Annotated in this window: 16 protein-coding genes; 3 read left to right on the forward strand and 13 right to left on the reverse strand. The window is 69.1% G+C overall.

The annotated features are described in order from the left end of the window. Position 1 precedes the first annotated feature (1 nt). Entirely contained in the window at positions 2-244 is a 243-nt protein-coding gene (locus C4U44_RS43530; protein ID WP_200823445.1) for a hypothetical protein, read from the reverse strand. Between the two features lie 1,039 nt (positions 245-1,283). Between C4U44_RS43530 and C4U44_RS34560 the strand changes: the two genes are divergently transcribed. Then, complete coding sequence (locus C4U44_RS34560; RefSeq protein WP_103889016.1) at positions 1,284-1,649, forward strand: hypothetical protein; 366 nt, start codon at positions 1,284-1,286, stop codon at positions 1,647-1,649. Between the two features lie 393 nt (positions 1,650-2,042). Here C4U44_RS34560 and C4U44_RS34565 read toward each other — a convergent pair whose 3' ends face one another. The 4 genes from C4U44_RS34565 to C4U44_RS34580 form a co-directional block, all read right to left on the reverse strand. Continuing rightward, on the reverse strand, positions 2,043-2,930 hold the full coding sequence (locus C4U44_RS34565) for a replication-relaxation family protein (RefSeq protein ID WP_103889017.1): 888 nt from the start codon (positions 2,928-2,930) through the stop codon (positions 2,043-2,045). Positions 2,931-3,544: 614 nt separating this feature from the next. Continuing rightward, positions 3,545-4,174 carry a hypothetical protein gene (locus C4U44_RS34570; protein ID WP_103889018.1) on the reverse strand — a complete coding sequence of 210 codons (630 nt, stop codon included), beginning with the start codon at positions 4,172-4,174 and terminating at the stop codon, positions 3,545-3,547. Positions 4,175-4,217: 43 nt separating this feature from the next. Continuing rightward, a complete protein-coding gene (mobF, locus tag C4U44_RS34575) occupies positions 4,218-5,081 on the reverse strand; it encodes a MobF family relaxase (protein ID WP_103889019.1) in 864 nt (287 codons plus the stop codon). 115 nt (positions 5,082-5,196) lie between these two features. Continuing rightward, positions 5,197-5,661 (reverse strand): DUF5709 domain-containing protein, encoded by a 465-nt coding sequence (locus C4U44_RS34580; protein ID WP_103890038.1) that lies wholly within the window; start codon positions 5,659-5,661, stop codon positions 5,197-5,199. Positions 5,662-6,466: 805 nt separating this feature from the next. Here C4U44_RS34580 and C4U44_RS43350 point away from each other — a divergent pair. Beyond that, the gene (locus C4U44_RS43350) at positions 6,467-6,589 is read left to right on the forward strand and encodes a hypothetical protein (protein ID WP_265737358.1); all 123 of its coding nucleotides are present in this window, start codon (positions 6,467-6,469) and stop codon (positions 6,587-6,589) included. A gap of 82 nt (positions 6,590-6,671) precedes the next feature. Here C4U44_RS43350 and C4U44_RS34585 read toward each other — a convergent pair whose 3' ends face one another. The 4 genes from C4U44_RS34585 to C4U44_RS34600 form a co-directional block, all read right to left on the reverse strand. Further along, a complete protein-coding gene (locus tag C4U44_RS34585) occupies positions 6,672-7,808 on the reverse strand; it encodes a barstar family protein (protein ID WP_235032583.1) in 1,137 nt (378 codons plus the stop codon). A gap of 884 nt (positions 7,809-8,692) precedes the next feature. After that, positions 8,693-9,403: a hypothetical protein gene (locus C4U44_RS34590; protein WP_235032584.1), complete on the reverse strand. Its 711-nt coding sequence runs from the start codon at positions 9,401-9,403 to the stop codon at positions 8,693-8,695. A gap of 249 nt (positions 9,404-9,652) precedes the next feature. Continuing rightward, complete coding sequence (locus C4U44_RS34595) at positions 9,653-10,156, reverse strand: hypothetical protein (protein ID WP_103890040.1); 504 nt, start codon at positions 10,154-10,156, stop codon at positions 9,653-9,655. Positions 10,157-10,821: 665 nt separating this feature from the next. Continuing rightward, on the reverse strand, positions 10,822-11,502 hold the full coding sequence (locus C4U44_RS34600; protein ID WP_103890041.1) for a class I SAM-dependent methyltransferase: 681 nt from the start codon (positions 11,500-11,502) through the stop codon (positions 10,822-10,824). Between the two features lie 475 nt (positions 11,503-11,977). Between C4U44_RS34600 and C4U44_RS34605 the strand changes: the two genes are divergently transcribed. Beyond that, positions 11,978-12,409: a peptidase inhibitor family I36 protein gene (locus C4U44_RS34605; RefSeq protein ID WP_146088413.1), complete on the forward strand. Its 432-nt coding sequence runs from the start codon at positions 11,978-11,980 to the stop codon at positions 12,407-12,409. 504 nt (positions 12,410-12,913) lie between these two features. Here C4U44_RS34605 and C4U44_RS34610 read toward each other — a convergent pair. From C4U44_RS34610 to C4U44_RS34625, 4 genes are all read right to left on the reverse strand, one after another. Further along, positions 12,914-13,291, reverse strand: coding sequence for a hypothetical protein (locus tag C4U44_RS34610; RefSeq protein WP_146088414.1), 378 nt, complete (start codon positions 13,289-13,291; stop codon positions 12,914-12,916). Between the two features lie 567 nt (positions 13,292-13,858). Further along, positions 13,859-14,242: a DoxX family protein gene (locus C4U44_RS34615; RefSeq protein WP_103890044.1), complete on the reverse strand. Its 384-nt coding sequence runs from the start codon at positions 14,240-14,242 to the stop codon at positions 13,859-13,861. Positions 14,243-14,384: 142 nt separating this feature from the next. Beyond that, the gene (locus C4U44_RS34620) at positions 14,385-14,738 is read right to left on the reverse strand and encodes a DoxX family protein (RefSeq protein WP_103890045.1); all 354 of its coding nucleotides are present in this window, start codon (positions 14,736-14,738) and stop codon (positions 14,385-14,387) included. A gap of 67 nt (positions 14,739-14,805) precedes the next feature. After that, the gene (locus tag C4U44_RS34625; protein ID WP_103890046.1) at positions 14,806-15,690 is read right to left on the reverse strand and encodes a LysR family transcriptional regulator; all 885 of its coding nucleotides are present in this window, start codon (positions 15,688-15,690) and stop codon (positions 14,806-14,808) included. Positions 15,691-15,902 lie beyond the last annotated feature (212 nt).

Genomic DNA, 15,902 nt, shown 5'->3' on the forward strand with positions numbered 1-15,902 from the left:
GTCACGGCGGTCGGAACAGCCCCGCGACGAGGACACCGACCAAGCACCGCGCGTCGCTCCCGGCGCCGATGCACAGGTTTCCGACGCCGCCCTGGAGGTGGAAGGCGTCGAGGTCACGGCAGATCCCGCCCGAGGCGCGGGCCGCGAGCAAGCCGACCCGGAGTTGGCGTTCCTCATGCTGCAGCTGACTGGGCTTGTCGTTCAACTGGCGGCTTCGAACGGCGGAGCGTACTTGGTCGCTCACCTGGGGATTCACCGGACGTGAGGGCGGCCTCCGCCTGATTCTGTGCATCCGTCCAAGGGTGCACAGGACGCAGCCGGAGGCCAGTTCCGCGCCCCTTTCCCGACGTTCTCCGCTCACGCACCCAGCCCCCACAACAACAGGGGGCTGGGCATGTGAACGGAGACGGAGGGGAAGTCGGCGCCGCGGCGGGCTCCGGTTCGGTGCGCGGGCCGCCGCCGGCGACCCCACTACCGCAGGCCAGCGCGACGCACGAGGTGCGCATCGCACGTGCGCTCACCTCCGGTTCTCCAAGAGGGTGCGCATTGTGCTGCGCCTCCTGGTGCGCACCCTGGTGCGCATCCTGTCGGACACGTCCGCGACTCCGGTCGGCTCGCGGGGTTCGCTCTAGTTGCGCGCCTGGATGCGCCTGGATGCGCCATAGTTGCGCGTGCTGGAGCACGCCCCGGAATTCGCGGTGGCAGGAATCCCGTAACCGGCCCGGCTGAGCCCGGATTTGCGCCTTGGTTCAGGATTCTTCGGGGTCTTCTCGCGGTACTCCCGCAGCCGCGCCCACCCTGGCCGGCGAGCCCGGCAGGCGAGCCGCACACCCACGCGCGCTGCTCCCCGCGCTGCCCGGTCCGCGCTCCTTCCGCACTCCATCTTCACCAGCGTCAGGGCAAGGCCAACCGACGGAATTCGCTGACCTGCTGCTTCGCATGATGCGGCGTGTGGATTTCCCGCGTTGAGCGGTAGGGATTCCCCGACCATCTCTGCCGTTCAGGTGAGGCTTCCCGCGGCTGCTGGCGTGGCTCTGGTTGGTGCAAGCGGAAGAGTGTTCGCTTTGTCGTGTTCGCTCCCATCTCAGAAGTGGAATGAGGTCCTTCACGTGCGCAGTCCTCTCATGCAGGCGACGGTCGCAGCAGCCGCGGTTATCGCTCTGTCCCCCCTCGGCACAGCGTCGGCCGCGGACCCTTCCGACATTGGCGACATCACCTGCCACGGCGGCTCCCTCACGGTGCAGTTCAACCCCGGCGCCACCTTTTTCAGGAGCACAGTCCGGATGTCCGCCAGCGGCGAGATGGGAACATGTTCTTCCAGCCAGCACCCGGAGATCACCGGCGGAGCGGTGAAGCTCGAAGCCTCCCTCACCGCGAACTGCCCCGGACCGTTCGGGCCCGGCTACGTCAAGGCCACCATCAACTGGAACGACGGAACCAAGACGGTCATCGACCAGACGATCTTCCGCGGCGACGAACGGTCCTTCTCCCTGGAAGGCGGGAGCACCACCGGCCGCTTCGCCGGCGGCTACGCCCGCGCCAACGGCCGGACCACCAGCAACCTCATCGAGATCAGTGCAGCCTGCGCTTCGGCCGGTCTCACCAGCTACGCCTCGACGATCAACGAGTTCGCCGTCGGCGACATCTAGCCTGCCGCGAGCCGCACCACCCGGCCAGGCGGGCACCGGTCGAAGCCGCATTCCGTCACCCCAGACAGCGCATTTCGTCGGTTCCCCGGCAAGGGCAGGGGCACCGAGGGGATGTCAGCGCTCCGAAGCGGCCCGGCAGACATCACTACCGCAGGTCGGACACGGTATTCGATGCGGCCTTGACGAAACGGTGTGCGCAGGCGGTTGCCGAGTCGGTTGCGCACTCCGTTGCGCACCCGGTTGCCCAGTCCGTTGCCGCACGGCACGAGACCACGATCCGGCGATCTGGCAACCTTTCGCCGATCCGGCCTGGGGGCGTGCCGAATGAAGAAGGCGACTGGCGGCCGCCGTTGGAGGCGGCCGCGATCCGGCCTCACCGACCCGTTCAACAGGTCACTGCGGGGTCGGGAGCCGATCCAGGCTCCAGCCGCCCGCCGGGGAGCCTGCGACCCGCCACACCGCCCGTGCCGGGCCGTGCGCAGCCAGCCGGGCCGTGGTGACGGTGGCGACGACCAGGCGGCGGTGCCTCACCGGCAGCAGACCAGCCGCACGAGCCAGGAACTCCGCCTCCCGCGTGGCCGGCTCCGCGCGGCGCGGTGCGGGGGCGAACACCACCAGCAGCGGCGGGAAGGTCCGCTCCAGGGCGTGGCCGGCGTAGTGCTCCTGCCAGTGCGAGCGCGGCGCCCGGGCGGCGTTGCCGCGCCCCGACGGCGGCGCGCTGCGGTAGGCGGCATAGCGGTCCAGCTTCGCCAGCAACCGGGCGTAGGACATGGTGCCGCGGTCCAGTTCCACGAACGCGAACCCTCCGGTGGCGAGCAGCACCACCGCGTCCGGGATCAGCGGCCCGGCCGGCGTCGGGTGGGCGGCCTCGACTTGCCAGTCGCCCGCGTCTGCGGCGCCGGAGCGGTGGAAGGCCAGGACGGTGTCGACCAGGGCCAGGCCGTGCTCGCGCAGTCCCGTCTTCGCGGCCGCCTTGCGTCCCGTCGTGCGGCCGCCGGCAGATCCGTTGAACGCGAGCAGCAGCCCGGACGCGGTCGCTTCCGCCAGACCGGCGGTCGTGCAGAACCAGATGGACTGCTGCGCGCGCTGCACCCGGCCCACCAGCGGTGGCCGCTCGGCTGCGAGGTTGCGCAGAGCGCGGCGCACATAATCCGTGCCCTCATGCTGCGGCAGCAACAGCGCCCGCAGCTGAGCAGGGGTCGCCAACCGCAACCGGGCCAGCGTCACCAGCACCTCGCCGCGGATCTCCGCACCCGCCCGCGCCGGCCCCCGACCGCTCATCGCCGCACCCCCCGGGCGGACCCCCGAAAGGAGAACACCCCATTCCCCGCCTGTTCCAGGACGGGAGAAGAGGTGTCGCAGTCCCGGGACCCCTCTGGACAAGGGGCGTGACCAGGCGCGACGCCGAATGCCCGGGAATCGGGTCCGTGACTTGCCGCAGAGCCCAGCGCGGGGCCGGCTGCGGGGCCCGCCGCGGCCGGAAGCCCGGCGGTTGCACTTCCTGGACGGGTGGGATCGGTCAGCTCCATCGAGGACGCCTTTCAGGTACGGGCGGACTCCAGATCCGCCATCACCTGCTACAAGCGCCAAACGATCTTCCCATGTGACACCTGACCCCGAGGAATTTCCCGGCAGACCGGATCAGGCCCGATTCCACGAAGCCCGTCGCCCCCTGGTCCACCCCCTGAACGCACGGATTGCCCAATTCCACGCCGTTCCACACCCTTACGTCCCGATCCGGATGCAAGCAGGTGAGCAACCGGGGTGGTTGCTCACCCGCTTGCACTCCCCCGCTGCTATGGGTGGACCGACAGTGGCGTGCGTACGGAGCGCCTCTTCGTATCGGGGAAGGGTGGGGCTGGTTGCCGACGTCCCGTCCCCGAGGACGGGTGCTGTCAGTCTTCTGGAAGATCCCAGGTGGGACGGGTGAAGAGGTGCGCCTGTCGTACTCCGGCCTTGCGCAGTTCGTCCGCCACGACGCGCAGCATTGTGCGGGCCATGTGCGGGTACACCCCGCCCTTGCAGTCCATCCAGATGCGTGGAACCTCGGGGTCCACAGCGGCGAAGTTGGGGCTGTAGGGAAACATAGCCTCGTCCCAGAGCTCCTCGGCGTCCTCCAGGGACAGTTCCCGACCGTCCTCGAACACGCACAACAGGCGCGGTTCCGCTGCGGTGAGTGCGACGATCGCACGGACCGGGTCGTCCGACCTGACGGCGATCTCCCAGTTCTGGACCTGCACGTCCAGGTCGTGGCCCCCGGTGATCTCCAGAGCGGTCGGGTCGACCGTGATGCCGCCGGGTTCGCTCTCCGAGGCCACGGCCCGCCGCATCCATGACGAGGCCTGGCCGCGGCTCGACCAGGCCTCGGTCACCCGCCAGAGCATCGGCGGACCCGCAACGCGAACCGCATCCTCGAACAGTTCCTCGGCGAGGTCCCACTCCCATGCCTCCACGGCCTGGCACCCGCGCCTGAACGCGGCCTCGCCAGGACGGTCAACGGACGATGACGCGGCTTCGGTGTCCATGACTGCAGCAGTACCACCGGGTACTGACAACGAGTCGCCCGAGTCACCCACAGCGTCGACACGGTTGGGAGCGGTCAAGATCTCTTGGCAATCGGTCAAGATCGATTGTCGGAGGACAGCGGGCGCAGGACCGGGAGGCGCTCCACCGTGGAATCAAACGGACAATCGAACCAGCCTGAGGTCGTGAGCACCGACGACGACCAGGAGCAGCCCACTCCCCTGCCACAGGCCGACGGCCCGCTGCTCGACGTCGCCCTCCCCGACGGACGGTGTCGCGCTGACGGGTGGCCGACCAGTCGATCAGCTCCGGCGGCATCCCGGCGAGCTCCATCACCGGCCGCAGCCCCGGCGTAGGTATACGCGGCTGTGTCGCCAACCCGAGCCGGTCGCAGACCTCTTCCAGCACCCGCTGGTTGTACGGGGCGCCGGCCGCGACCACGTGCGCGTACTGGCGCCGCGAGTCCAGGTGCCCCCATTTCCCGTCAGCCCGCAGCCCCTTCACCGACACCACCAGGTGGCCGTGCAACAGCGGCATCCGATGCCGGCAGTCCCAGTGCCGGAACCGCGCCACGGCCAGGCCGCCCACCGGCCGCTCCCACTTCGTGCCGGCCGGCCCGGAGTACACCACGACCGCTTCGTCCTCCACCCACGCCAACACGTCGGCTACCGCGGCATCATGACCGGCCTCGATCACCTCAAGGGTCGCGTCGCCCCCCAACGCCGCCAGCAGCGACACCGGGGCCGGCGGCCGCGCCACCAAATCAAACGCCGCCACCGGGCCCCGCAGCATCCGGCGCCGCCGCGCCGGAGGCACCTTGCCGTCGTCGTCGGGGATGACGGCCTCCGGCTCCCCCGGCTCCTGGTCATCCGCATAGGTCGGGCAGATGAACCTCCGCCCCAGCCGCACCGCCGGAACCTCCCCGACCGGGCCACCAGATAGCGCTGACCAGTCATGATCCAGAAATGATCAAGAAAATCGCTCTCGCCCTCATCATGGCGCCGGCCACCGCCGTACCGGCGGGTCAGAGGCTCTCGGACTGGGGGATCACGTGCATCGCGGCCTCCTCCGCCGACGCGCCGGCGCCGTCCAAGCCCCGGTCCGAGGCGAACAGGTCGGAGTCAGTCACCACGTGCGCGCCCTCGTCCAGGGCGACGAGACGCCCCGCTCGGGCGTCCCCGACCTCGTCATCGAGGAGTTCGCCGTCGGTGTCCCAGGTATCGCCTATGCCGTCGCCGACCGGGACGCCGAGGTCCGGTACCTCCTCGGCAAGACGCTCGGCCAGCGTCTCGCCGCGCCGCGCCTCCTGCGCGGTGACGCCCGCGTGCTCCACGGCCCAGGGCCGCTCCGGCGGCGAGTAGCCCTCGTCGAGGGCCTGCGCGCCCGCCCGGTAATCCAGGGTGTCCGAAGCATCCAGCAGGCCCGCGTCGTCCTGCACCTCCGAACCGTCGGGCTGGTAGACCTCGTCACCCATTGCCTCGTCGGTCATGTGCGCTCCCTCGTCACTCGGGCCGTCCGTTCGACTGGCCGTCGACCGAAAGCGTAGAAGGTCACCATCACGAACGCGCCCCCGCGCCCGAACCGACACCAGGAGAGCAACCCGGCAGGCCGCCCACCACTCGACGCACTCGACATACGCTGGTGAGAGCACACGGCAAAGGGCCGGGCCCGCATCCGCCAAGGAAACCACCCGACATCACCCCGGGACGGCTGCCCGAGTCGTTCGAACCGGTGACGCGCCCCGAATTCGCGGAAGAGCCCTGGGACGTCGCTTCGGCCGACCCGCCGACCGCCCCCGAGCTCGTTGCCGGCGGCAGCCGCGCGCTGACACTGAGCCAAGTCCAGGTGGCCGCGCCTGCGTAGCCCGACACGTCATTTCCATCTGGTTGGTTGGGGACTGACTTGCCAGTCGGTCGGCATCGTGGCCGATCGGCATCCGCACCGGTGCCCTGCTCTACCTCTTCGGACTGGAACTCACCCGGATCGCCGCGCTACCAGCCAAGGCCGTGACCGTTCGCGGCGACGAAGCCCTACTGGTCCTGGATCGTGTCCCCATCCACCTACCCGCACCCTTGGCCGGGCTTCTGACCGAACGCGCCAACCAACCACCGCCCCCGGGGCTGGGTCGCCAACCATCCAGGCCGCTGGCTCTTCCCCTCGGCCGAGCCCGGATGTCACCTCACCGGAGGAGGACTCGGCCGCCGCCTCGCCGCCCATGGCATCCCCAACCGCCCAGCCCGGGCCACCGCCCTCGTCGAGCTCGCCCAGGACATGCCCCCAGCCGTCCTCGCCCCATGCTCGGCCTCCACACCAACACCCTGGTGAAGTGGCGCCGCCACGCCGCCACCGACTGGACCGCATACCTCGAAGCCCGCAGCGCCGGCCGGGTATCAGGAGGCGAGACAACCGCGCCCTGACGGGCCAGGCCGTTGCCCCACTCCGTTCCTTCTCCAGGTCAGGCGCCGTCTTCAAGGGGTCCGGGACTGTCCGTCGCCTCCCTCACTGGAGCACGACGGTGACACCTTTCTTGCGCAGGATGTTTACGGTCACCTCGAAGTAGGACAAGCCGCCGCAGTGGTGCAGGACGTGCCCGGCGAGGGCGCGGCGGGCGATGTCGGCATGGTGCCAGACGAGGGTGAACGGGGGGACAACGGAGGGCCCGCCGCACAGGCAGTCCTCCACGTCGTCCAGGTCTCTGCCGTAGTGGGCGCCAGGGCCGAGCAGGGCTTCGCCGAGTGCCAGGAGCAAGCCGGTCCTGTCGGTGACGTGCTGTCCGTCCAGGTGGTACGTCCCGCCGGAGAAGCCCTCCGGCACGTACGGGCCGACGCCGGTGAGGCCCAGCCACTCGGACCGGCCCGCGGCATCGAACTGTGCCCACTGGTTGGGCCGTGTGGGAACACCCTCGGACCAGATCTCCCAGACCGGGCGGGCGGCCAGGGCAGGGCGGTCATCGCCAGGGTCGGTGACGGTGACGTCGATCAGGGCTCCACCGAGGACGGACGGGCGCGCCTCGACGGTGTCCAGGTCGAGGCGGTACCCGGTCATCGTCCGGCCCTGGCGATCGAGGCGCCAGAGCGTGATCGGGTCGCCCTCCTGCGGAAGGGGACGACACAGCAGGGCCAGCAGCGGTTCGGCAGGTTCGCAGCCGATCAGGTGCACGGGCTGGGTGGGCCACTGCGGGCGCGGGGTGAGCAACCCGTCAATGGAACGGCAACTGCCCGATGGGCTGCCCCCTCGGATCGAGGGGAACCACAGGTCGAACCGCGGACTCGAAGGCAGCCGCTTGCTGCCCCAGTAGCCGTCCTCCCTGACGCTGGTGCCCACGACGATGTCCACGCACCCGGGATCGCCCGGCGTGGGCCACTGGGCCAGGACAGCCATGTCCTCCAGGTCCCAGTAGCGGGCCGGCCCGCCGGTCGAGGGATCCACAGGCTCGATCGAGAGCATTCCGTCCCCCAGCAACCGCATCGGTTGGGCGCTGTACGCCACGGCCTGCACCAGCAGGCTCTCGCGCGGGCAGCCGCGCAGTGTCAGGACCTCTCGCGGCAGCGGAGGCGGGTCCATGAACAGGCCCTCGACCTCCGCGCACCTCCCCCACAGCACGCCCTCCTCCCCACCACCGAGGTCCTCCCGCACCAGGAGATACCGGACTGGGAAGTCCCGCTCCCACCCCACATGTCCCTCAGACCGCACGCTTCTCCCCTACTACCAGGCAGTCTTGGCGCCCTCACCCTACGATTCGATGACGTCGACGCCCTCCGAATATCGCGTACTCGCAATGACGCTCCCCGCCAGTCCGGACCCAAGGAACTTCCCGCCGCCGATATCCCGCACCTGTTCAAGGCCCGAATAGACCCGTTCCACGCCCTTCCATTCAGTTCCTCGCCTCTATGAGGTGGTCCAGGTGCAAGCAGGTGAGCAACCGGAGCGGTTGCTCACCTGCTTGCAATCCCCCGCCGCTTTCCACCATTCCAAGCCCGTGACCTGCGGTAGTGATGTCGATGGAACGCGCTGTCCTGTGCCAGCGAACTTTGACCGATTGCCACCCAAGTCGGACCACTGCACGGTTCGCTGTCATAGGACACGCGCGGCGGGCGGAGGGCGGGGACGCGTTCCACCCGTGGAATCGAACGAAGACTCGAACTAGATTTCAGCCGCGCTGATCACCACTCCTCCCGGCCTGACTCAACGAGCCAGACCCCTGAAGGGGGTCAACTTTCAAGTGCCACCACTGGTCCACTTTTCAGCCGTCGCCGACACCCGCCACCCAGAAAACAGCCACTGATCAGCAACAACAGACCGCAAACAACTGTCTCTCACAGTCGCTGTCGCAAAGCGCAGAACCCGGTGCATCGCCTTGAGCTCGCCCGTTTTCCGGACTCAAGATGTCGCGTGAGATGCCGTCCGGCCGGCTCCGCCGCCGCGAGGCGTACGGCCTTCGTCCAGGCGCGGAAGTCTTCAGACGACACAAAGCGCGGTAGCACTTCTCGCCCACCGCCCCCGCGAAGGGCGTTTCCCTGTCATGGGCCGGCCTGGATCTCGACGCGATGGCGGAGGTAGTCATCGGGGTGGTTCCGGGCGATCGCCACGGCTTGATCCACGAGTTCGTGCAGCTCCGGGGGGTACGACGAGTGCCGCAGGCGGAGCAGCGGGAGGATGCACCGGCGGACGTCCAGGTGCTCGTTGCGCACGAACTCACGCAAGGCCAGCTCGTTCCACTCGCGTGCCAGCACGGAGGGATCGTCGGGCTCGGGAGCCACGGCGGGCCCTTCTGCCACCACCCTCGGCATACGCAACGGCAGGGCCGACCAGTACCAGGCGCGGGCGGCACCGGCTCGTTCCAGGTCCGGACCGCTCGTCAGGACATCGAGCAGCGCTGCCCGCAGACGCCGCCGCCCGAAGGCGTTCAGCGCGGGTTCGACAAAACCCCGGTTGAAGCTCGGGTTCGGGTCCCGCACGGCCGCCGCGACGAGGACGTCGAAGGCCCCCGCGGGAAGGACCACGCCCCCACGGCACAGCTCGCGCAGCGCTCTCCGAACCCCCTGCACCTGCGGGCAGCCACCCGGCGCGGGCGCAGAGTCAACATCGAGCCCGATCACCCGGACGACATCCGCCACGGAGCGAATGAACCCCGATGTCCCGTCCTCATCCGGCCCTGGCAGCGCCATGAACATCCGCGGACCACCGTCGTCCTGCGGGCCACCCGCATCCTTACCATCCACGTCCGCCACGGCCCACCCCTGTCTCTCAGCCTGCGTACCAGCATGGGAGCAGCCGCCCCCACGACAGCCAACCCACCACATTCTCGCCGCAGAACGACAACCGATTGGTCACCCCGTGACAGCAGACCAACCCGCGCCCACAGCACATGCCCAGGCAACCGACAGCCGAACACGGCTGACGTACAACCGCTGCCACCAAGGCGCCCACTCACAGTTTGTCGCTGGTGGTGGTCCACTCGCTTGGGATGCGCTGGTAGCTCAGTCGTCGTGGAGGCAGCGGGGAGTGGTCCTGCTGCACAGGGCGGGGTGCAGCGGGAGGCTGGGACCGCCGGTGTAGCCCCATTCGAGGAACGTGACGGTGCCGCCGGGTTCCATGGTGGCCTGCGCCTGGTAGAGGAAGCCGCGCTCTTCGTCCCCGGTGAAGTAGAAGGGACCGGCGTCGTCGACGACAACGGCGAGAGTGCCGTAGTTCTGGGGGGCTTCGTCAGGGTCGGGCACATGGTCGAGGACTCCGGTCATTCGACCGGTGCTGGGCACCGAAGGGTCCTGGGCGACGCTGTAAGGGCCGCACAGCGTCCCCCCGCCGCCCCCGACGAAGGTGTGGCCCAGGCAGTAGCCGTCACCGGAGATCCAGCCCACCTCACCGGTACCCCCGCGCCCGCGGTGGATGACCACCACGGTGTCCAGGTCCGGCGTGGAGAAGCCCTTCGGGAGCGATGTCGTGGTGATCCACTTCTTCAGGGCGACGTCCTTCGGCCCCAACCGTGCAGCGCCTGTGGGGTGTACCGACCCGGCGGCCAGGGCGGGCGCCACGGTGGCCGCGGTGGAGGCAGACCTGGAAACCGTAGGGCCGTGCGCTCTCGCCGCGCCGCCGTCCCCACCGGTACACCCCGCCACGGCCCCAGCCGCGATCAGCACGCCGCATACAGTGGACCATCTGCCGCGTCCAGTCGCCATCAAACTCAACCCCCCGTGATCAGCACTCCCCTGAAACGCATTGTGGGGCCCTTCCCCGACCGGCGCACCCAAGACCGGCGACTGTGCCAGGAACTCAACATTCCTCATATGCAGGAACGTTCGAGCAGCTGGACGGCACGGGAGGAACGGCCGCCGAGGCAAACATGCCGGTCTCCCCACCGGAGGCCGGTCGGCCCCTGTGTGCCGCTGCATCTGCCTCGCTGACGCGAGATCGGCAACCGGGCCCGCCTGCTGCCACCAAGCCGCCACGCGGGCCAACAGCGGCCCTGCCGGGCGGTTCCGGCCGTTATTCGGGTCGCCCTCGTGCCGCATGTCCCGTCACGTTTGTAGGTGCTCCGGGGCCGGGCCATGAACTGGGCGATGCAGGAATCCTGTTGGGCTGTTGAGCCGGTAGTGGTCAGTTTGGCCTTGCATTGTCGGGGGTGCCGCGTACCGCGGGTAGGGACCCCTCAAGTGGCTCGCGGGGGTGCGGCCAGGCTGTCTCCGGCGGGAGCGTCGTAGACGAGGCTGTACCGCCAGAACAGGCGACGCCGGATCCGGGCGCCGGGCAACTCTCGCGCAGCCGCAGCCCGGATATCGCCCAGGGTCTCCGTCGGATCGGCGGTAGGCGCAGTCATGTGCAAGGGCAGCCCAGCAGCGCGGGCCGGATGCTTGACCAGCCCCATGACCGGATTCAAGAACACGGACAGCAGGGAGACCAGCAGATCGACACGCCCGGTCTCCCGGAAGCAGCCCACGACCACCAGGCGCCCGCCCGGAGCCAGGCAACCGCGCAGTTCGCGCAACGTGGGCACCAGCGGCAGGTGGTGCAGGACAGCGACCAGGGTGATCGCGTCGAACCTCCGCCCGAGGTCGCGGCCGGCGAAGCCAGCTTCCACGATGGTGACCGCAGGGTCGTCGGCGAAGCGCTCCGCCGCGGCACGCGCCATCTCGCGGTCGGGTTCGAGGCCGGTGACGGTGACGGCCCGGCGGCGAAGAAGCGCAACAAGGTTCCCCGCACCGCACCCGACATCGAGGACGTCGCGAGCTCCGATCCCGACGACCCGTCTGGCAATCCAGGGGCCGTAGTGGTCGTTGTGACTCCACGGATGCCGCCGATTGACACGATCAAGGAAAGCACGCAGCACCATGGGGCCACAGTAGACAGGAGCGGCATCTCACCGACGCACGGGCACCGCCACCTCTTCTCCCGGGTAGCAGCCAAGTGCAAGGTCCAACCGGACCACGCAGCCTCAGAAGCAAGGTCAAGCCGGGAAGCGCCAGGGTCACCGATACAGGACACCTGCCGCAGGCCTGGACGGGCATCGACAGCCTGGCCACGCTCCAGGCCCTCCCCCGAGCGAACGCGAGGCTGGAGCGCGGTCCCCTCGATCGCGGTCGCGGTCAGGGGCGCGTCCCAGCCGCGCCTCAAACGCGGCACTGTCGCAGCAGGTCATCGGGTGGGTCGTCCCACGCATCCCTCAATGCGGCGCCGTCCCTTACGACTGCCACCGGTGCCCCGGCACCCTCGGTGGTGCACGCCGGGCGGCGCGATCACCCCGCACGGCGAGGACTGAATCCCCACCTGGTAGAGCTTCCGAACCCTCAAGAATGGCAGGCCGCTTCATGATCTCGTCCCCTCTGCGCACCCCGCTCGCGCGCGCGCTCCTGACGGTCGCCCTGCTCTCGGCGGTCACGACCGCCGCGGGCACCGCCGACGCGGGCGCTGCGCCCGGCCCCGGCGCCACCACGGCGGCGCGCTCCGCATCCCGCACGGTCTCACCCGACGCCGCCCCCTCGTCGTGCCCGCAAGGGGACTTCTGCGCCTACCAGGGGGTGAACTACACCGGCAAGGAGCAGAAGATGGGCCCCTGCAGGGTGTACGAACTCGAAGGCACCGGTTGGAGCGGCGCGGGCTCCTGGTACAACAACCAGTCCGACGGCATCAAGGCGCTCATGGGCAACAAGTACGGGGTCACCATCTTCGTCACCCCTCCGGCGCCCAGCCACGACACGAACGGGGACTGGACCCCCGTCTGGTACATCCAGAACTGCTAGAGGTCCCGTCGGCCCCGGAGGCTGATGGACTGCCGCCGGGGTCTCGTCCACTGCCGTCGCCGATCTCGCCGCCCGGGCCTCGGACGAGGACGAGGCCCGGACACGGGAAGGTGACCGATCGTGTAGGTCGGCGCGCCCGGGTGTCATGCTCGTCTTGAAAGGAAGAGGAGGAACGGTCGAACCAACCGCCGGCGCCCTCATCGTCAAGGACAGTCCGCAGTCCCGGCGTGGTCGTGCGCTGCTCGGTTGAGACCTCTCAAACCTGAGACAGCATCACCCACCATCAGAGAACACCACCACGACAGCGATCCCCACCCAGCGCCAAGAGCTGACCGAGCTGGGGATGCACTGGTAAAGCCACACCGCGAAGGGCCCGGGCTCCAAACACGGAACCGGCTACGTCCGCGTCGGCTCCCTGCTGACCTGCTCGCTGTTCGACCGTACGGCGCCCGCCCCATGGCGGCGGGCACCGTACGGGGCCCGCGCTCCGTCAGAACCTGCGGGCTACCGGCCGGTGTCCTCGTACGCGGGATTGCAGATGTCGACGCTATTGATGACCACGCACGCCTTGAACAGCGTGATCGGATTGCTCTGGATATCGGTGGTCTCGATGCAGTTGGGACTGCCCTTGGAGTTCTTCAGCGTCTGAAGATTTCCCGTCTTACGGTAATAGTGCACCGAGACCGCATAGCCGTCCGGGTACATGTCACAGATCTGGACGGCGCCGTTCGCGCCGTAGGACCGGGCCTGCGACACGAGGTCACCGTTGTCGGTGACGATGGAGACGCGGTCGGCGGCGTGCGCCGGTCCCGAAAGCGCCAGTGCGCCCAGCAGGGCGGCACCAGCGGTCAACGCGATCTTCCCCTTGAGATGTCTTGCCATTGTTCTTTCCCCTCCCAGATTCCCGGACCAGGCGATCCGGGAAGACCAGAAACTCGGCGCCAGGGCTAACGGCGCTCAGCCGATTCATATCCCACGTCGGCCCAACATGCATAGTTGGTTACCCCCGGGTCCGTGGCGAAGCAAAGCATTGAAAGCAATCGCCAGCTGCGTGTTCACACCTTGCGTGCGGCGCATGCCCAAAAAGTGACACTTACCAATCTGGACATGCCCACAGCTGCGATGTGCTGCCTTCGTGACAGCGCGCCACTGCGGATGCACCGCTCCATGACAGCCGCCAAGGCGCAAAGCACCACCTCGTGTCAGCATCCAGCCACCGCCGCAAGCCGAAGACCTGCGAGAACAAGGTTCTCCTGATCAGCCGTCACTGCCATACGTCCACTGACACAAAGCCGACACATCGCAGCAGGGACGCTCGAGGCGATCGACCCAAGCCGGCGCCCGACCTGGCCCGTCACCTGGCAACGCTCCTGCAAACTGTGCCGCAACCTCATCGAAGCCACGGCCACAAACACGAGAGATCGCAACCCGCGTCGGAGGCGGCTGGTGTCAGCCACCGAAGGCGTAGGGACCGAAGCGGCCCCAGGCCACCAAAACCGCCAGCGCGAAGTAGACGATGTTCACTGCTATCACCCTCGCTTCGTGACGGCGCAGGTGGACGACGGCCGCTGCCACCATCATGAGCGCCAGGCAGGCGGCCGCCAGCGGTACGAGAATCGGTGCGGTGCCGGTCACGGCGGGCAGTACGAGCCCCGCGGCGCCCAGGACTTCCAGGGCTCCGATGGCCTTGACAGTACTGCCGCTTACGTCGCCGGCCCATCCGCCGCCGGGCGCGGCGGCCAGTTTCCGCTGCGGCTGGGTCGCCTTGATCAGGCCGCCGGCCAGGAACACGGCGGCGAGCAGGCCGGCGATGACCCACAGGGCCAGGTTCATGACGTTCTCCTTGCGGTCGCTGCGGCCGGTTCCCCGGGCCGGTGCGCCGCCGCCCCGGGCTGGTACCAGGACCTGGGTCCTCCACAGTGCCGGCGCGCGAGCGGGGCTCATCGGATGGCCCCGCAGAGGGATTGACGGTCGGTCAGGCGAGATGGTGGACGAGGGCCACGACCAGCGAGGCGGTCTCCAGACAGAAGAACACCGCCCAGCCGACGAGGTCGCGGGAGCCCACACGCAGGTGGGCGAGCAGGGCGCCGGTGAAATACAGGACGAGGCCGCAGGCGGCGAGGATGCCGACAACCGGCCGGGCGAGACCGGCCAGCAACCCGGCCGAGCCCGCCGCGAGCACAGCGCCCAGGACCGGACCCCAGGACTGCGGGAGCCGCTTCATCCTCAGCTGGGCCTTCGGGTATTCGTGGCCGATCAGATAGGTGGCCGACGCGACCGCGGTGAAGACCGCTGCGAAGGCGGTGACGATGACGTACGCGAGGAACATGCACCGAGGTTCGGCCCTGACCAGGATCTGATCAACAGCGATGTCCGCGGGGATCGATAACCGGGACTTATCGGTGATGGTGATCGGCGACGGCCGCCGCGAAGTCGCGGACCAGGTCGGTCTCCGTGACGGTGCGCCAGACCGTCGCCCACTGCGACAACGGGGCGTCGGTGATCGGCACGTAGACCAGTTGCGGCCATGGGAAGAAGTCCGCGGCCTCCGCCTGGGTCAGCGCCACTGCCGTACCGCCGGAGACCGCGGTCAGCACTTCCTGGAAGGTCCTGACCAGGGGACCACGGGGCACGGGCCGGCCGCTGGGCGTGAAGTACGGGACGAGACTGTCCTCCATGTACCGCGGGAGCGGACCGTTCGGCCCGACCACGTGACAGTCGCCGAGATCCTCCAGGAGGATCGACGCCCGCCCGGCGAAGGGATGCGTGCGGGCCATCATGGCCATGACCGGCGAGCTGCGCACGACCGGACCGACGGTGAGGTCCGGCTCGTGCACCGGCAGCCACAGCACCGCGATGTCGATGTCACCGGAGCGCAGGGCCGAGAAGGGGTCCGTCGGATGGACCTCTTTGAACTGCATGTCCACCCAAGGATTCCCGGCCCGGAAAACCTCGGTCGGGCCACCGAGGGTCTGCGCGATCGCCCCCATCGTGCCCACGGTCAGCACGCGCCGGCCGCCCTGTGCCTTGGCTGTCACCGCCGCGATGCCCTCGGTGATCTGCTGATAAGCCGGCCGCAGACGGTCGCGGAGCTCGATCCCGATCGGCGTCAGCCGCACCGTACGGCTCGTGCGGTCGAAAAGCACGGCCCCGATCCGGCGCTCCTGGGCCTTGATCGACTGACTCACCCGCGCCTGCGAAACGAACAACCGATCGGCGGCCCGGCCGAAGTGCAACTCCTCAGCGAGCGTCAAAAAGATCGCGATGTCACGAAGTTCCACCCTGAAACCCGCCCCCCGGCCCGCAGATGAACCGGCAGTCTACCGACGACGGCCCAGGGCCTCCCACCAGCCCACCCGTCACCGAAAGACCCGGCCGAACGGCGCAGCCTCGCCCTACGACGCCACCGTGGTCTTGCGACGCGCAACAGCGCCCCGGCGGAAGGACACTCCACATCGAGGCCGGCACCCCGCTCCCCACTGCCCCGGGGCAG

It is taken from the genome of Actinacidiphila yanglinensis (genome assembly GCF_900107965.1).
Taxonomy (GTDB): domain Bacteria; phylum Actinomycetota; class Actinomycetes; order Streptomycetales; family Streptomycetaceae; genus Actinacidiphila; species Actinacidiphila yanglinensis.